The following is a 16873-nucleotide window of genomic DNA, read 5'->3' as shown; positions in this document are numbered from 1 at the left end:
GCCTGGGCAACTCGGCGATGTGCGCGGCCCGGAATCATTGCCTTCGGGCGATCTTTTGCGTGTACTGTTCGACGTCCGAACAGCCGGTACCGCGCGAAGGGAGAGCGGCGGATGGCCCCGACCAAGACACCCTCGCCCATCCTGCGCTGGGGCGTAACCGCGATCGGCCTGCTCCTCATCGTCTATCTGGCCGTTTTGGACCTGCAGCCCGGCATCATCGACGCACTGCCGCCGGGCCTCGCGTGGTTCGGCCGGCCCGGGTCGATGCCGACGCTGGCGATCGTGGTGACCGTGCTGATCGCCGCGTCGGTGCTGACCTTTCGCTCCGGCGGAAGCCATCGCATGGTTGGGGTTTCCTTCACCCTGATCGCAGGCCTGGTCCCCATGACGGCGGTTCTGGGCCTCACCTCCTACTGGGGTTGTCACGACGCCAACCATCCGGCCTTGTTCACCCCGCTGATGGCGACGGCCAGCCTGGTCAAGGGGGGCACCGGCGACTTCTCGGTGGGTGGCCGAACCTGTCCGAACCCCACGCCGGTCGGCCTGGAACTGGCCCGCATCGCGGCACTCTCGGCGATCTTCACGGGGCTGGGCGGCGTCGTCGTCGGAGTCTTCCGATCTCAGGTGGACCGGCTGCGCGCCAACCTGGCGGAGTCCGTCACGGCCGTCGTCGGCGTCGACGCGGACACGCAGTCGATGATCAGCGCGGTGGCGCGGACGCTGGACCGGCGCGGCACGCTGGTCGTCATCACCGGCGCCAGCGACGACCGGGTGCAGCGGGCCCGCAGGCAGGGCGCACGGGTGGTCCTGGTGGACTTCAACAACCCGTCCACGCTGGTGTCGTTGCGGCTGTGGCGCAACCTATCCCGGCTCTACCTGATGGCGCCCGACCCGGCGATCAACCTGCTCTGGCTGGACCTGATCAGCCGTCGACTCGACGACGTCGCCCACAAACGGCGGTTGCCGCTGATCGTGCGGATGGACGACCCGTGGTTGGCCCAGGCCTGGCGGGCCCAGCAGTTCGGCGGATCGGACACCCGATGGGCCGCCGACGTGGTCGGCAAGTACGAGGTGACCGCGGGCAGACTGCTCGACGGCATCATCGCGACCGGGCGGACAAAACGCGTATTCGTCTGCGGCACTTCCCAATTGACGCTGGCGCTGTGCGCGGATCTGACGCAGCGCGCGCTGGAGCGCGACTTCTACACTCCGCCCGGCGCGGTGCCGTTGCCCGCGCTCACGCTGGTGGAAAAGGACGCCGCGGAGTATTTGGCGGATCACGAGTTCTACCGGCAGCAGGCCGGATTCGCCTCGGAGGGGCCGGCCATCGACGCGACCGCGGAGGCGCCGACCGTACCTACCATGCTGAAGCTGATCGGCGACGCCGACCCCGCCACCAGCGCCGTGATCTTCGTGGATTCCCACGCCGCGACGACCGCCGCGAGGCTGGCGGCCCGCTTCCCCGACATGCCCATCTACGCCTCGGACCTGAACACCAGCATCAGCGACGACTCGATCCAGGTGGTCGGGCGGCTGCAGTCCTACTCATTGGTGCTGGACACCCAGGAAGGCCAGGTGCAGGACGCCTGGGAGCGCGCGGCGAGGTTGATTCACGAGCGGTATGTCTCGACGATCGACCCGGCCGCGCCGCGGTCCCCCGCCGCGATGCCGTGGGCCGAGCTCAACGAGTTCTACCGCGGGTCCAACCGGCGTCAGGTGCGCAACGCGTTGTGGATGGTGGAGCAGATCGCGGGGCACACCTGGAACACGTGGGGCAGCCCGCCGGCGCAGCTGTCCGGCCACGAGATGGCGGATCTCCCGCCATTGGAACAGCTTGCGCTGATGGGCTTCGACCGCGACTCGGCAATGAGCATGGCCCGGGCCGAGCACGAGGATTGGTGCCGCTACTACCGCCGCAACGGCTGGAAATTCGGCTCCCCGCGCGACGATTCGCGCAAGATCCACGACAAGCTGGTCGACTGGTCGGTGGTCGAGAGCGATCCGGCGCTACTCAACGCCGCCGTGCGCAGCCTGGCGGGGACGTTGTGGAGCCTGCGCCAGTTGGGCTTCCGGTCGCGGCCGCTGTGGCAATCCTTCACGCGGGTGGGGACGGTGGCCGCCGAACAACGAAGCGTCCCATGGACATGGACGTCGGATTCGGGGCACACCATGCGCGCCGACGCAGGCGACTGGGCCGTCCAGGAGGACGGCAAGGTGTGGTCGGTGCGCGACGACATCTTCCGGGACACCTACGAGCCCGCCGGCGACGGGCGCTGGCAGCGAAAAGGGCGCGTCCAAGCCCGCCCCGCCTATCCGGGCGAGACCATAAACACCTTGGAAGGCCCGACGGCCGCGGTGGAGGGCGACTGGGTGGTCCGCGGATCCACCGGCGAACAATGGCCGGTTCCCGGAGACGAATTCGCCCGCCGCTATGCCGAATTTCACCCGCCCGAGCAGGCTTCCGCGGTGGACGGCGGGCACGGCTGAGTTTGGGGCTTCAGGCCCAAATGGCCGCGAATTTGCGCAGTCCGATACGCCCGGACACTGATACGGTATCGGCGCGTGCGCAATAGCCGCACGCGCCGATACCGCCCCTTCGTTTGCTACGCCTCCCCGTAGGAGACCACGATGCCGCTGTTCATCAGCTACTCGAGCCAGGACAGGGCGACGGTCGACGCCCTGACGACCGCGCTTCGGCGCGGACAACAACAGGTTTGGTTCGATCAAGAGCTCGGCGGGGGTGACTCCTGGTGGAACAAGATCCTTGAGCAGATCCGCTCGTGCGACGTGTTCATCGTGGCGCTGTCCAACAACTGGCTCCAGTCCAAGCCCAGTCAGGCCGAATTGCGGTACGCGAGGGCGCTCAACCGGCCGATCCTTCCGGTTCGGATCGGCGACATCGACAGCATGCGGGTGAATCCCCTTGCCGCGTTGCAGATCATCGACTACCGCGAACCGACCGTCGACGCCGGAATTCAACTCGTGACCGCGGTACACGCCCTGCAAAGCAAGCCGGTGCCGTTGCCCGATCCGCTGCCCGAAGAGCCGCCGGTGCCGTTCGGGTACATCACCCGGTTAGGCAACACCCTCGCCGAAAAAGAGCTCAGCCCCCAGCAGCAGACCCAGCTTCTGATCGAGCTGCGGCAGGGATTCGACGAGGACGGGGATGACCCCAGCGCTCGCGGCGACATCGCCCAGCTGCTGCGCATGCTGCGTCTGCGCCACGATGTCACCTACCGGACCCGCACCGAGATCGACAACGTGCTGGCCGAGATCGAGGCCAAGGGCGGCTCGCCGGCGACCGCGGACGCCGGCAAGGCGCAGGCACCGGCGGCTGCCGCGGCACAGCCCGCCGCGGCGCCGCCCGCCGGCCCGTCCGCCAGGGCCGCCGCGCCGGAGCCTGCGGGCGGATCCAACAAGCGGCTGCTCATCATCGGCGGGGCCGCCGCGGCGGTGATCGCGGCGATCGCGATCGTCGTCGTATTCACCACGCAGGGTGGCAAGACCAAGCCCGCCCCGCAGGCCGGCAACGGTGCGACTTCGGCCCAGACCGCCGGCAACCCGGCGCCGAACGAGCCGACTTCCGGGAACGCCTCGAAGCTGGACTCCTATCTCCTCGGCGCCGCCGATGTCGGCGCCGTCGTGGGCGACCCAAATTTGGTGGTCTCCGAGAAGGCCGCGCAGCTGCGCAACTTCAGGCCCACCCTGTCCAACCCGGATTGCAAGGGCGAATTCGAACCCATCGAGGAGTCGGCCTACAAGGGGGCGGACGGCTACACCGCGGTAAGCGGCCAAGCCGTGCACACCCCCGGCGAGACCCAGGCTCACCGCATCTACGAAGCGGTCGTGCAGTTTTCCTCGCCCGACAAGGCGACCGCCTTCGTGCAGGCGTCGGCGGACAGGTGGAGGGCGTGCGCCGGGCAATCGATCACGCTGACCTTCAACGGCAAGACCAGCGAATGGAAGTTCGGTGAGGTTACCGGGGGCGTGCCGAAGATCTATCAGGAGCGGACGCAGGCGGACGGAACCCGCGTCTGCCATCACGCGCTGCATGCGGCGTCCAGTGTGGTCGTCGACCTCTTGCTGTGCGGCCCCGACGCCGAGACCGGTCAGGCGGGCAAGCTCGCCGGGCAGATAGCCGCGAAGGTGGGCCAGTAACGGCCGCAGACATGGATCGGCCCCCGAGCAAGGCTCCTGGTTGGACAGACCGGAAGCTCGGGGGCCGGGTGGCTGCGGGGAATTCGCCAGCGCGCGTAATCGCCGGCTCTTCGTAAGCCACTGCTGCTAGCGCGCAGCCACCTCACATGTCCATGAAGCTATCAATTTCGCGGACCACCTCCCTTCTTGTGTACGGCCGACCGTACCCGCGATTCCGCAAGCCGACAACACAATTCAGCGCTTAGCGATCGCTGACGATCGCCGAATCGACTAACGCGGCGAATTCGGCGGCCAACGGAGACCTGGGCAACCGGCGACCGTCGAGCGTGTGCACGCGGGCGGCCAACGTCATACTCGACACCAACCAGATCCCTTGCGCGGCATGGAGATCGGCGGGACGCAGCGCGCGATAATCGCAGTCGTACCCCTTGGCCCGCGCCACCTCGAAGAGGGCCTGCTGGGTCGTGCCGCGCAAAATCGGATACCACGGCGGCGGCGTCAGCAGGCACAGCTCCCCACCGGAGCCGGTCGCGATCACCACCGTCGACCGCGGGCCTTCCAGGATGTAGCCGTCCGAGCTGACGAAGATCACGTCGCCGGCGCCTTGCCGGGCAGCATGACGCAGGGCGGCCATGTTGACGGCGTAGGACAGGGTCTTGGCGCCGGCAAGCAGCCACGGCATCGCGTCGGCATCGGCCGCGGGCAGTCCGCGGTCCAGCATCACCGCGGCCAAGCCCTCGCGCCGCACCGCTGTGACTCGTTCGGGAACGGCGCTGACCATCACATAGGTGGTCGGCGCGGTGCCGCTCTCCCGGCCGCGGCTGTAGATCAGGCGCATCGCCCCTTCATCGGCGGTGGCGTCGACCCACTGCCGGGTGGCCGCGTCGATAGCGGCGCGCCACCTGGGCAGCTCCGGTTCGGGGAGGTCCATGAGCCTCGCCGATAGGGTCAGACGCTGCAGATGCGACTCGACCAGACAGGGCCTGCCGTCGCGGACCAACAGCGTCTCGAAGATGCCGTCGCCGCGAACCGCCGCTAGGTCGTCGGCGTGCAGCAGCGGGGCATCCGGCGGATGGATCGCTCCGTCCAGCGTGACGATGACGCCCGTCTGGCCTGCCATGGAGATAAAGCCTAGCCGCGGGTGTGCGGCTGGCCGCACGGTCGGCGTCGGGTGTGCGGCTGGCCGCACACTCGCCGACGCGATTGCGGCTAATCCGTAGAGTTGACCTGTGTCTGCAGTACCCGCACCCGACCCCGGCCCCGACGCGGGCGCCATCTGGCATTACGGCGACCCCCTGGGCGAGCAGCGCGCGGCCGAGACCGGCGCGGTCGTGGTGGACCGCTCGCACCGCGCGGTGCTCACGCTGACCGGCGGCGATCGCCAGAAGTGGCTGCACAGCATCTCCACACAACACGTCAGCGACCTTCCCGAGGGCGCCAGCACGGAAAACCTCAGCCTCGACGGGCAGGGCCGCATCGAGGACCACTGGATCCAAACCGAACTCGACGGCACCACCTACCTGGACACCGAGCCGTGGCGGGGCGAGCCGCTACTGGACTACCTGCGCAAGATGGTCTTCTGGTCCGATGTGAAACCGGCCGCCGCCGACATGGCGGTGCTCTCGCTGCTCGGACCGCGGCTGGCCGACCGGGCGGTGCTCGACGCGCTCGGCCTGGACACCCTGCCCGCGGAACTGACCGCGGTCCCGGTCGCCGGCGGTGGCTTCGTGCGCCGGATGACCGGCACCCCGGCCGGCCAGATCGAACTGGACCTGCTGGTCCCGCGGGAGGAGTCCGCAGGCTGGCAGCAACGTCTGATGCAGGCCGGGCTCAGACCGGCGGGCGTTTGGGCGTACGAGGCCCACCGGGTGGCGGCGCTGCGCCCGCGACTGGGCGTCGACACCGATGAACGCACGATTCCGCACGAGGTCGGGTGGATCGATGCTGCGGTCCACCTGGACAAGGGCTGCTACCGGGGGCAAGAAACCGTCGCGCGGGTGCACAACCTGGGGAAACCGCCCCGGATGCTGGTGTTGTTGCACCTCGACGGCTCGGTGGAGCGGCCCTCGACGGGCGACCCGGTGCTCGCCGGCGGGCGCACCGTCGGCCGGCTGGGCACCGTGGTGGACCACGTCGACCTCGGGCCCGTGGCCCTCGCGCTGCTCAAGCGCGGGGTGCCCGCCGACACCGAACTGGCCACCGGCCCGCAGGCCTCGGCGGCCGCCGCGATCGACGCCGATTCGCTGCCGGCGACGGAACACATCGGTGCGGGACGGCTGGCCGTTGAACGGTTGCGGGGCGGTGCGAGATAATCCTCGATGAAGTCCGCCACAGCGGCAGGGGGCACCGACGCCCGACCGTAAGGCACGGTAAACTGTCGGCAGGACAATAACGACACCAGGAGATCGGAGCCGCCTGATTCGGGCCGCTCCGTTATTGCGCGAGGGGGTTCCCCCATGGGCCGCGGCCGGGCTAAGGCAAAGCAGACCAAGGTTGCTCGAGAACTCAAATACAGTTCCCCGCAAACCGACTTCACGCGGCTTCAGCGCGAGTTGTCAGGAACGGGTGCCGACGATTCCACTGAGCTGGAGGACGACGGCGTCGGCGACTCCTGGGAAGATGGCGACGACTGGCGTCGCTGAGACTCACACCGCTGTGCCGCTCGAATCCGCTTCGGCACGGCGCTAGCCCGGCTTTCGACCCCTAGAATCTCGGGTGCTGCCCGACCAGCTTTGCCCGCGGACCGGCTTTACCGCCTTTGCAGACCGTTCCCAGCACCCAGCAGTCCAAGTGGCGAGCCGTCAAGATGGCCAAGGCGCGGTCGGTGTCCTCCGGCGCGACGACGGCGACCATGCCCACGCCCATGTTGAACGTCTTCTCCATCTCGTCGCGCGTCACCCGACCGCGCTGGGCGATCATGGCGAACACCGGTGCGGGCGTCCAGGTTCCGCGGTCGATCTCGGCGACCAGGCCGTGCGGGATGACGCGTTGCAGGTTGCCGGCCAGCCCGCCGCCGGTGACGTGGCAGAACGTGCGGACATGGGTTTCGGCCGTCAGCGCCAGGCAGTCTTTGGCGTAGATCCGGGTGGGTTCCAGCAGTTCCTCACCCAGGGTCCGGCCGAACTCCTCGACATAACCGGCCAAGTTCATCCGGTCGATCTCGAGTAACACCGTGCGGGCCAACGAGTACCCGTTGGAATGCAGGCCCGACGAGCCCATCGCGATGATGGTGTCGCCGGGTTTGACGCGGTCGGGGCCCAACACGTCGTCGGCCTCCACGACGCCCACGCCGGTCGCCGAGATGTCGTAGTGGTCCGGTTCCATCAGGCCGGGGTGTTCGGCGGTTTCGCCGCCGAGCAATGCGCAGCCGGCGCGCACACACCCCTCGGCGATGCCCGCGACTATCGCGCTGAGGCGTTCGGGGACGGTCCGGCCCACCGCGATGTAGTCCTGCAGGAACAGCGGTTCGGCGCCGCAGACGACGAGGTCGTCGACCACCATTGCGACCAGGTCCAGTCCGACGGTGTCGTGCTTGTCCATCGCCTGGGCCACCGCCAGCTTGGTGCCCACGCCGTCGGTGGACGCCGCCAGCAGCGGTTCGCGGTAGTCGTTGCGCAAGGCGAACAACCCTGCGAACCCGCCGAGGCCGCCCCGGACCTCGGGTCTGGTGGCCCGCGTCGCCAGCGGCTTGAACATCTCGACGGCGCGGTCACCGGCTTCGATGTCCACCCCGGCCGACGCGTAGGTAATGCCGTGGCTGCCCGGGTTTCGTCCGGGGCTTTTTCCGGGATCCGTCATCGCGATAAAGGCTACCGGGCTCCGCCGACCGCCGTTATCAAACGTCGTGGAAGGGCCGGATCGGAAGGCCGTCAGTGGACGATCGGCACTTCGTCGGGCGCCAGCTCGTCGAGCCCGGCCCCGCGCGCGGCGTTGGCGAGCATGTGCTCGATGACATTTTTGCCCAACGCCGTCTCCTCGGGAAGTTCGATCGGGTACCTGCCGTCGAAGCAGGCGGTACAGAGCCGCGACGCGGGTTGTTCGGACGCCGCGACCAGGCCGCGCAGCGAGATGTAACCGAGGCTGTCGGCGCCGATAGCGTGCCGCACCGCTTCGAGCATTTCCTCTTTGTCTTGCACGGCATTGGCGATCAACTCCGCCGGTGACGGGAAGTCGATGCCATAGAAACAGGGCCATTTCACGGGCGGCGACGCGATCCGCACGTGAACTTCTACGGCGCCGGCCTCGCGCAGCATGCGCAACAGCGCGCGCTGGGTGTTGCCGCGCACGATCGAGTCGTCGACGACGATGAGCCGCTTGCCGCGGATGACCTCGCGAAGTGGGTTAAGTTTCAGCCGGATACCGAGCTGGCGGATGGTCTGGGACGGCTGGATGAAGGTCCGCCCGACGTAGGCGTTCTTCATCAGGCCCTGGCCGTAGGGAATGCCGGACTCCTGCGCGTATCCGACCGCGGCGGGGGTGCCCGACTCCGGGACCCCGATCACCAGGTCGGCGTCGACGGCGCATTCGCGGGCCAGCCGTCGGCCGATCTCCACCCGGGTGGCGTGCACGGACCGGCCGGCGATCGTGCTGTCCGGGCGCGCCAGGTAGACGTACTCGAAGACGCAGCCCTTCGGGGTGGGGTTGGCGAATCGGGTGGAGCGCACGCCGTCGGCGTCGATCGCGAGCAACTCGCCCGGCTCGATATCGCGCACGAACGAGGCACCGACGATGTCGAGCGCCGCCGTTTCGGAGGCCACCACCCAGCCGCGATCCAGCCGGCCGAGCGAAAGTGGCCGCACCCCATGGGGATCGCGTGCGGCATACAGCGTGTTCTCGTCCATGAATGTCAGGCAGAACGCGCCACGAACGGTCGGCAGCAGCTCCAGCGCGGACTGTTCCAGGGTGGAATCCGCGGCACCGTGGGCGAGCAGGGCGCCCAGGATGTCGGAGTCCGTCGTCGCCGGGGCGGGGCAGCGCCGCGCGATCAGCCCCGCGTCGCGGGCGCGGGCGGCAAGGTCGGCCGTGTTGACCAGATTGCCGTTGTGCCCCAGCGCAACGCCCGTGCCGGCGGCGGTGTTGCGGAACACCGGCTGCGCGTTCTCCCACGTGGTGTCGCCCGTGGTGGAGTAGCGGCAATGCCCGATGGCGACGTGGCCCGGCATCGCCGCGAGGGTCTGCTCGTCGAACACCTGGCTGACCAAGCCCAAGTCTTTGAAGACGAGGACCTGTGACCCGTCGGCGGTGGCGATACCGGCGGCTTCCTGCCCGCGATGCTGCAAGGCGTACAAGCCGTAATAGGTGAGTTTTGCGACATCCTCGCCGGGGGCCCAGACCCCAAATACACCACACTCTTCACGCGGCGAGTTCAGGTCCTGCTCGGGTGTTTCGGCTCCAGCGACGGTCACGATTGGGCGGCTCCCCGGGGAACGATTGGTGACGTATCGGAGTCTACGGGTCCGACGCCGTCGACTGCGAATTGACAGCGCGTGTTGCGTCCCGAAAATTCCCGCGCACGACCCTAAACCTGCAGTTCAGGGTTATTATTCAGCCGACATCGAACAGCGGCAAGCAGTGTTCGATCTCACCTGCTCGGAAGCCGGAAAGGCTCAGCGCACCGGCGTCCTTCGCCCCTTGGAACGACAGCATCCCGGTCACCAGCAGCAGCCACGTTCGCGGATCGGTCTCCACCACGTTGGGCGGCGTGCCGCGGGTGTGCCTGGGCCCGGCGACGCATTGCACCGCGACGAATGGCGGGATCCGCACCTCGACGCTGGCCCCGGGCGCCACCGTGGCCAAGGTACGGGCGGTGAGCCGGACCGCGGCCCCGAGGCTCTCGCGGTCGGGTGCGGGCCGGGATGCGTCCCGCAGCCAGTCCGCGACGGCCAACACGGCCTGCCTGGTCTTTGCCGGATCGGCCTTTTGAGGGGCGGCCATACCCTAGGGTCTCAAACTCATGGAGCGTCGTCGCTTGCGGCGCGGGCCACCGTACAAGTCCGTCGGCCTCGTGACGCTCGTCATCATGGGGTTGGTCGGGTCGCTGCTGTATCTACAGTTTCGCGGCGAGCTCACGCCGACAACCAAGCTGACGATGCTGGCTCCCCGCGCCGGCCTGGTGTTGGATCCCGGCTCCAAGGTCACCTACAACGGCGTCCAGATCGGCCGCGTGGCCGGCATTGCGGAGATCACCCGCGACGGCAGGCCGGCCGCCAGGGTGACGCTGGATGTCACCCCCAGGTACGTCAAGCTGATCCCGGCCAACGTGGCCGCCACCGTCAAGGCGACCACGGTGTTCGGCAACAAGTACGTCGCGTTGACTTCGCCGCCAAAGCCCGCGGCCCAATCGATCACACCGTCGATCGTGATCGACGCGACCGCGGTGACCACCGAGTTCAACACCGTGTTCGAGACGCTCACCTCGATCGCGGAGAAGGTCGATCCGGTCAAGGTGAACCTGACGCTCAGCGCGGCGGCGCAAGCACTGACGGGGTTGGGCGAGAAGTTCGGCGCCTCTTTGGTCAACGGCAACACGATTCTCGACGACGTGAACCCGCGGATGCCCGCGATTCGCCTCGTCGTCGCGCGGTTGGCGGTCCTCGGTGAGACCTATGCCAACGCCTCCCCAGACCTATGGGACGCCCTCGACCACGCGGTGACCGCGGCGCGCACGCTGAACCGCCAGCAAGCCGATCTGGACGCAGCGCTGCTAGCGGCGGCCGGGCTGGGCGGCGCAGGCGCCGATGTCTTCGGCCGCGGCGGACCCTACCTGGCCCGGGGAGCCGCCGATCTGGTCAGCTCCAGCCAGCTGCTCGACGAATACAGTCCGGAAATCTTCTGCACCATACGCAATTTCAACGAAGTCGGCCCCAAGATCCACAACGCCCTAGGCGACAACGGCTACTCGCTCGGCGCCCACGCAGCCGGCGCAATCGCCGGGGCGCCCAATCCGTATATCTGGCCGGAGAATCTGCCCCGGACGAACGCCAGGGGCGGTCCCGGTGGCCGGCCGGGCTGTTGGCAGACGATCACCCGAGAACTGTGGCCGGCGCCGTTCCTCGTGATGGACACCGGCGCGAGCATGGCTCCCTACAACCACTTCGAGCTCGGCTCCCCACTGTTCACCGAGCACGTGTGGGGCAGGCAGCTGGGCGACTACACCATCAACCCGTGACGCGCACGCCCAGCGCGGCGATCGCACCGGCTTCGTTGATCGCCAAGTGCACCAGCATCGGCGCGGCGAGGCTGCCGGAACGGTCGGCCAGCCAACCGAATAGCCAGCCCGCGACGCTCGTCACCAACACGGTGCCCAGCACCGGATCCCCCGCCGCCCGCGCGTCGGCGATATGAGAGAGCCCAAAGCTCGCCGCCTGCAACAACCTTGCGCCGGATCTGCCGTAACCGCCGGAAGCGGCGGTGGTGAGCGCGGCGCGGAACGCGGCCTCCTCGGCCCATACGGTGCCGACGGGGATGCGCACCATGAGCCAGCCCGCCACCGATCCGATCGGCTCCCGGTCGGCCATCGACGCCCGCACCATCGGCACCGCAGTCGACGCGGCGATCGCGCCCGCCGCGGCGGCGCCGGCCGCGGACCCCAACCGCAGCCCCGCCCACACTCGCGGCGGAGACAGCCCCAGCGGTGCACGCGTCACAACCACCAGCACCGCGGCCGCGGCCGCCTGGATCGTCACCCGCCATGCCGTGGGCAGGCGGGGACCGACGAAGCTCCAGCCCACCAGGGCGGCGGCCAGGGACAACGCGCCGGCCCGGCGGAAACCCAGCTCGCCCATCAGGATTCGGCGCTGCGGCTCAACCGAAGAGGCGCGGCAGCACCGCCTCGGACGTCTCGCGCAGTTCGGCCAGCGACACGGTGAACAGGCCCTGCACCTCCACCGCGTCCGAGGCCTCATCGACCACGCCGATGCGCACCGCGGGTAATCCGCGCGCCTCACACATCGCCCGGAACCGGCTTTCCTCGGTGCGCGGCACCGCCACCAGGACACGGCCCGCCGACTCGGAGAATAACGTCACGAACGGATCGGCACCCTCGGGAAGCACGATGCGGCAACCGGTTTCCCCCGCGAGCGCCGCCTCCACGATGGCCTGTGCGAGTCCGCCTTCGGACAGGTCGTGCGCGGCGGACACCAGCCCGTCGCGGGACGCCGCGCTCAGCACTTCGGCCAGCAGCTTTTCGCGCGCAAGGTCGACCGCGGGCGGCACCCCGCCCAGATGGTCGGCGCTCACCTGCGCCCAGATGGAGCCGTCGAATTCGTCGCGGGTATCGCCCAGCAGCAGCAGGGTCTCGCCCGGCTCGCCGCCCAGGCCGGTCGGAATGCGCCGGCCCACATCGTCGAGGACGCCGAGCACACCGACCACCGGCGTGGGCAGGATCGCGGCCGATCCGGTCTGGTTGTAAAAGCTGACGTTGCCACCGGTCACCGGAATGCCAAGGGCCGCACAGCCGTCCGCCAGCCCCCGAACCGCCTGCGAGAATTGCCACATCACCCCGGGATCCTCCGGAGAACCGAAGTTGAGGCAGTTGGTCACCGCGACCGGGGCCGCGCCGGTGACGGCGACGTTGCGGTAGGCCTCGGCCAGCGCGAGTTGGGCTCCGACATACGGATCGAGCAGCGTGTAACGACCCGACGCGTCGGTCGACAGCGCGATGCCCCGGCCCGTGGCCTCGTCAACCCGAAGCACACCGCCGTCGGCGTGCTCGGCCAGCACGGTGTTGCCGCGCACGTAGCGGTCGTACTGTTCGGTGATGAACGCGCGGCTGCACAGGTGCGGGCTGCCCAGCAGCGCAAGCAAAGTCGCGCGCAGCTCCTCCCCCGTCTTTGGCCGCGGCAAGCTCGACGACCGGTCCGCGTTCAGGGCGTCCTGCGAGTCCGGCCGCGCGACCGGCCGCTGGTACACCGGCCCCTCATGCGCGACCGTGCGGGGCGGCACGTCGACGACGGTCTCGCCGTGCCAGGTGATCCGCAACCGGTCGCCGTCGGTGACCTCGCCGATCACGGTGGCCAGCACGTCCCACTTGCGGCACACCGCCAGGAACGCGTCCACGTTCTCCGGAGCCACCACAGCGCACATCCGCTCCTGCGACTCGCTGCAAAGCACCTCGGCTGGAGTCATATCCTTGGCCCGCAGCGGGACGGTGTCGAGCTCGATCGCCATCCCGCCGTCGCCAGCCGACGCGAGTTCCGATGTGGCACATGATAATCCGGCGCCACCAAGGTCCTGGATGCCGATCACCAGGTCACCCGCATAGAGCTCGAGGCAGCACTCGATGAGCACCTTCTCCATGAAGGGGTCGCCCACTTGCACAGAAGGCAGTTTCTTGCGAGAACCTTGGCTGTCGAAGGTGTCCGACGCCAGCACCGACACCCCGCCGATGCCGTCCAGGCCGGTGCGCGCACCGAACAGGATGATCTTGTTCCCGGTACCCGAGGCGAACGCCAGGTGCAGGTCCTCCTGGCGTAATACGCCCACGCACAACGCGTTTACCAACGGATTGCCGGCGTAGCACGCGTCGAAGACGGTCTCGCCGCCGATGTTGGGCAGCCCCAGCGAGTTCCCGTAGCCGCCGATGCCGCGGACCACTCCGTCGACCACCCGGCGCGTGTCCGGTGCGTCGGCTGCGCCGAACCGTAGCTGGTCCATCACCGCGACGGGTCGCGCGCCCATGGCCATGATGTCGCGGACGATGCCGCCGACACCCGTCGCCGCGCCCTGGTAGGGCTCGACGTAGGAGGGGTGGTTGTGCGATTCCACCTTGAAGGTGACGGCCCAGCCGTCGCCGATGTCGACCACGCCGGCGTTCTCGCCGATGCCGGCGAGCATGCCCGCGCGCATCTCGTCGGTGGTGGTCTCGCCGAAGTAGCGCAGGTGCACCTTGGACGACTTGTACGAGCAGTGCTCACTCCACATCACCGAGTACATCGCCAGCTCGGTGTCGGTGGGTCGACGGCCCAGGATCTCGCGGATTCGCTGGTACTCGTCGTCTTTAAGGCCCAGCTCGGCGAAGGGCTGCGGCTGGTCGGGGCTGGCAGCGGCGTGCTCGACGGTGTCGATCGCCTGGGTGCGGGCGCTCGTCCCGGGGACTGTCACGCCAGACAGTCTAGGGCGGCGCTCCCGTCACCGTCGGGTCGCCGTGGAGCCTATTGGCCGACCACGCAGAAGACGTTGCCCTCGGGGTCGGCGAGCACCACCCAGCGCAAATTGTCGCCGAACTTGTGCCGGCCGAGCTCCGTGGCACCGGCGGCCGTCAGCCGAAGCGCCTCGGCGTCCACGTCGGCGGGGCCGAAGTCGAGGTGCACGCGGTTCTTACCGGGGGTGGGATCGGGCACCTTCTGGAAGCCGAGCCGAGGTCCCTCCGGCAAATTGACCACGGTGAACTCGCCGGCGAGCAACTCCTGCGCCGTACCACCGAACTGCTCGGCCCACCAGCCGCCCAGCTGCGCCGGATTGCTGCAGTCGAAGGTGATCATCTCCACGTTGAGCGCCATAACGCCAGACCTTAGGCCTCCGCCCGCCCTGGGGAAAGGAGCGCCCGTATCGCCGACGAAGTGGTTCGTCCCGTCAGGACTCTGCCTTCCCCCGGCCGTTAATCGACGGTCAGGAAGTCGGCCATCATGGCCATGTCTTCGTGTTCGAGGTTGTGGCAGTGCAGCAGGTATGAACCGGTGTAGTCGGTGAACCGAGTGAGGACTTCAACGGCTTCGGCCGGGCGTACATCGACGGTGTCCTTCCACCCGATGTCGAACCGACCCGGTGCGCGGTTGTTGCGGGAGAGCACTCGGAAGGAATTCAGGTGCACGTGAACGGGATGGTGGAATTCGGTGATGAACCGCCAGATTTCTGTGGTGCCGAGCTTCGGCCGCGCCAGCGGACGGCCCGGTTGATAGGACAGGTCGTTGATCGTCCATACGCCTTTTCTGCCCAGGCGGAAGAGGAAGGTTCGAGCGGCCACGGCGCCGTGCGGGTCGGGACCTCGGAGGCTTCCGCTGAGCCGGTCGGGGATGGCCGAGTCGTCGGCACGGTCGGCTCCGACGACGTCGAATCGCATGATCTCGCCGGCGCTTTCGGCACCCAACCGGTTGAGCAGCCGCACCTCTGTTCCTACCCGGTAGCGGCTGAAATCGACCACAACGTCGAAGCGTTCGGCCGGAGCGATGTCGATGAAGTCCTGGCCCACCGGTCGCGCGAGTAATCCGCCGTCGCTGCCGATCTGCACCAACGCCGAACCGCCGGGTGGCTGCGGGTCGAGCTGCAGCCGGTAGCGGCGGGCGTTGGATGCGTTCAGAAACCGCAGCCGGTAACGGGCAGGATCGGTCGACAGCACCGGCCATGGGGCGCCGTTGACCAGGATGACGTCGCCGAGAACGCCATTCATGTAGTCACCGCTCGCCCCGCCGCCGTCAGCGGCCGGGTAGCGGAAGGAGCCGTCGGCGGCGAATGCGCGGTCGGTGATCATCACCGGGATGTCCCGCCGCCCGCGGGGCAGCGGCAACGCGTCTTCCTCGTCGTCATGGACCAGATGGAATCCGGCCAGGCCGTGCCACACCGCCGCGCCGGTGTAGCCCATGCGGTGATCGTGGTACCACAATGTGGCGGCCCGCTGATTCAGCGGATAGATGTATTCGCGCTCTCCGACAACGCTGTTGCGCCCCATGGCTTCGGCCCCGGCCCGATCGCCTGGCGGCAGGATGAAGTCGGTCGGGTACCCATCGTGGTCTTCCGGCGTGTGACCGCCATGTAGGTGCACCACGACCGGCACCGGCAGGGCGTTGCGGTGCCGCACGACAGTGCGTCGGCCGGAGCGCGACGCAATGGTGGGGCCGGGGAAGCTCGTGTTGTAAGTCCATGCCGCCGTGGGCAGCTCGGGCAGTATTCGCAATTGCGTGGTCTGCTGGGTGATCTCGTAGTAGTCGGTGTGAGCGTCGGTGCGAACCGGCGTCAATCGTTCCGGGATCGGCAATGGAACTTGATAGCGATCGGGCAACCTGGTCTGACTGCGGATGAGGCGTCCCGACTCTGCGGAGCCCAGCAGTGCACCGGCCAGCGGCCAGCCGGCGCCGACGAAACCGACGCCCGCAGCGGCTGCGCCGAGCCCCAACGCACGTCGCCGATTCATCGGATCACTTCCCGCTTCGCCGGTCGCGAGCGCGCGGCCAGCGGCAAACGCCAGACCGACGCCGTCAGCTGGACGATTCCCACGATCAACAGCACCCCGAGCGGAACGTGTAGGCCTGTTAGCCGCAATTCCCCCGATGCGAACTCGGCGACGAAGAGGACGGTCACGAGCGCCCCGACCGCCACCGGCCATCGCGGCCCGCCCGCCCCGCTCACCAGCACCAGCACCAGCACCTGAACGACAGAAAGCACCGTGGTCACCTTCGCGCCGACTGAGTGCAGCATCAATGCGTCGTATCGCCCGCCCAAAAAACTGCCGGCGAATGCGGCTTGAGCCAGCGCCAGCAATGCCAACGTTGCGCTGGTCGCACGGGCGATCACGCGGGGCCAGCGCGGGCCGTACCAGTCATCGGCTGTCATCGATCCTCCTCGTCGAGATTGCGCACTCAGGAGATGACGACGGGGAACGTCCCCGGGTGTGGTGTAAGTAGCGGCGTGTCGGTGCCGATGTAGAGGGGCCATCGCGTGAGTCTCTGTGGTGAAACGACCAAGGATCACTACCGAGAGGAACATCGCGATGGCCCTGGAT

At 68.4% G+C, this 16873-nt stretch carries 14 protein-coding genes; 5 read left to right on the top strand and 9 right to left on the bottom strand.

Annotation, left to right across the window (positions count from 1 at the left end):
* The first annotated feature begins 111 nt into the window (after positions 1 to 111).
* Both BRW65_RS28970 and BRW65_RS28965 read left to right on the top strand, forming a co-directional pair.
* A complete protein-coding gene (locus tag BRW65_RS28970) occupies positions 112 to 2487 on the top strand; it encodes a hypothetical protein (RefSeq protein WP_073880627.1) in 2376 nt (791 codons plus the stop codon).
* A 141-nt stretch (positions 2488 to 2628) separates the two neighbouring features.
* A complete protein-coding gene (locus tag BRW65_RS28965; protein WP_073880626.1) occupies positions 2629 to 4158 on the top strand; it encodes a sensor domain-containing protein in 1530 nt (509 codons plus the stop codon).
* A gap of 241 nt (positions 4159 to 4399) precedes the next feature.
* Here the strand turns inward: BRW65_RS28965 and BRW65_RS28960 are convergent, their stop codons facing one another.
* Positions 4400 to 5278 carry an aminodeoxychorismate lyase gene (locus BRW65_RS28960; RefSeq protein ID WP_073880624.1) on the bottom strand — a complete coding sequence of 293 codons (879 nt, stop codon included), beginning with the start codon at positions 5276 to 5278 and terminating at the stop codon, positions 4400 to 4402.
* Between the two features lie 109 nt (positions 5279 to 5387).
* Here BRW65_RS28960 and BRW65_RS28955 point away from each other — a divergent pair, with 109 nt between their 5' ends.
* Complete coding sequence (locus tag BRW65_RS28955; protein ID WP_073880622.1) at positions 5388 to 6470, top strand: YgfZ/GcvT domain-containing protein; 1083 nt, start codon at positions 5388 to 5390, stop codon at positions 6468 to 6470.
* Positions 6471 to 6614: 144 nt separating this feature from the next.
* Positions 6615 to 6800 carry a DUF3073 domain-containing protein gene (locus tag BRW65_RS28950; RefSeq protein WP_073880620.1) on the top strand — a complete coding sequence of 62 codons (186 nt, stop codon included), beginning with the start codon at positions 6615 to 6617 and terminating at the stop codon, positions 6798 to 6800.
* A 61-nt stretch (positions 6801 to 6861) separates the two neighbouring features.
* Here BRW65_RS28950 and purM read toward each other — a convergent pair whose 3' ends face one another.
* The 3 genes from purM to BRW65_RS28935 form a co-directional block, all read right to left on the bottom strand.
* The gene (gene purM, locus BRW65_RS28945; RefSeq protein WP_073880619.1) at positions 6862 to 7956 is read right to left on the bottom strand and encodes a phosphoribosylformylglycinamidine cyclo-ligase; all 1095 of its coding nucleotides are present in this window, start codon (positions 7954 to 7956) and stop codon (positions 6862 to 6864) included.
* 71 nt (positions 7957 to 8027) lie between these two features.
* A complete protein-coding gene (gene purF, locus BRW65_RS28940; RefSeq protein ID WP_073880618.1) occupies positions 8028 to 9563 on the bottom strand; it encodes an amidophosphoribosyltransferase in 1536 nt (511 codons plus the stop codon).
* Positions 9564 to 9702: 139 nt separating this feature from the next.
* Positions 9703 to 10092: a sterol carrier family protein gene (locus BRW65_RS28935; protein ID WP_073880617.1), complete on the bottom strand. Its 390-nt coding sequence runs from the start codon at positions 10090 to 10092 to the stop codon at positions 9703 to 9705.
* 19 nt (positions 10093 to 10111) lie between these two features.
* Between BRW65_RS28935 and BRW65_RS28930 the strand changes: the two genes are divergently transcribed.
* Positions 10112 to 11326, top strand: coding sequence for an MCE family protein (locus BRW65_RS28930; protein WP_073880616.1), 1215 nt, complete (start codon positions 10112 to 10114; stop codon positions 11324 to 11326).
* On the opposite strand, the gene BRW65_RS28925 is transcribed toward BRW65_RS28930, so the two are convergent.
* From BRW65_RS28925 to BRW65_RS28905, 5 genes are all read right to left on the bottom strand, one after another.
* Positions 11316 to 11942, bottom strand: a complete 627-nt coding sequence (locus BRW65_RS28925; protein ID WP_073880614.1) for an Rv0804 family intramembrane glutamic endopeptidase — start codon at positions 11940 to 11942, stop codon at positions 11316 to 11318. The genes BRW65_RS28930 and BRW65_RS28925 overlap by 11 nt on opposite strands.
* Positions 11943 to 11961: 19 nt before the next feature.
* Positions 11962 to 14259, bottom strand: coding sequence for a phosphoribosylformylglycinamidine synthase subunit PurL (gene purL / locus BRW65_RS28920; protein ID WP_073880612.1), 2298 nt, complete (start codon positions 14257 to 14259; stop codon positions 11962 to 11964).
* 50 nt (positions 14260 to 14309) lie between these two features.
* Positions 14310 to 14657, bottom strand: a complete 348-nt coding sequence (locus BRW65_RS28915; protein WP_073880610.1) for a VOC family protein — start codon at positions 14655 to 14657, stop codon at positions 14310 to 14312.
* A gap of 98 nt (positions 14658 to 14755) precedes the next feature.
* Entirely contained in the window at positions 14756 to 16285 is a 1530-nt protein-coding gene (locus BRW65_RS28910) for a multicopper oxidase family protein (RefSeq protein ID WP_073880608.1), read from the bottom strand.
* The gene (locus BRW65_RS28905) at positions 16282 to 16704 is read right to left on the bottom strand and encodes a hypothetical protein (RefSeq protein WP_073880606.1); all 423 of its coding nucleotides are present in this window, start codon (positions 16702 to 16704) and stop codon (positions 16282 to 16284) included. Before BRW65_RS28905 ends, BRW65_RS28910 begins: the two co-directional genes overlap by 4 nt.
* Positions 16705 to 16873: the final 169 nt, after the last annotated feature.

The sequence above is a fragment of the Mycobacterium paraffinicum genome, assembly GCF_001907675.1.
Classification (GTDB): domain Bacteria; phylum Actinomycetota; class Actinomycetes; order Mycobacteriales; family Mycobacteriaceae; genus Mycobacterium; species Mycobacterium paraffinicum_A.
This window is presented reverse-complemented; position numbering and strand designations above follow the sequence as displayed.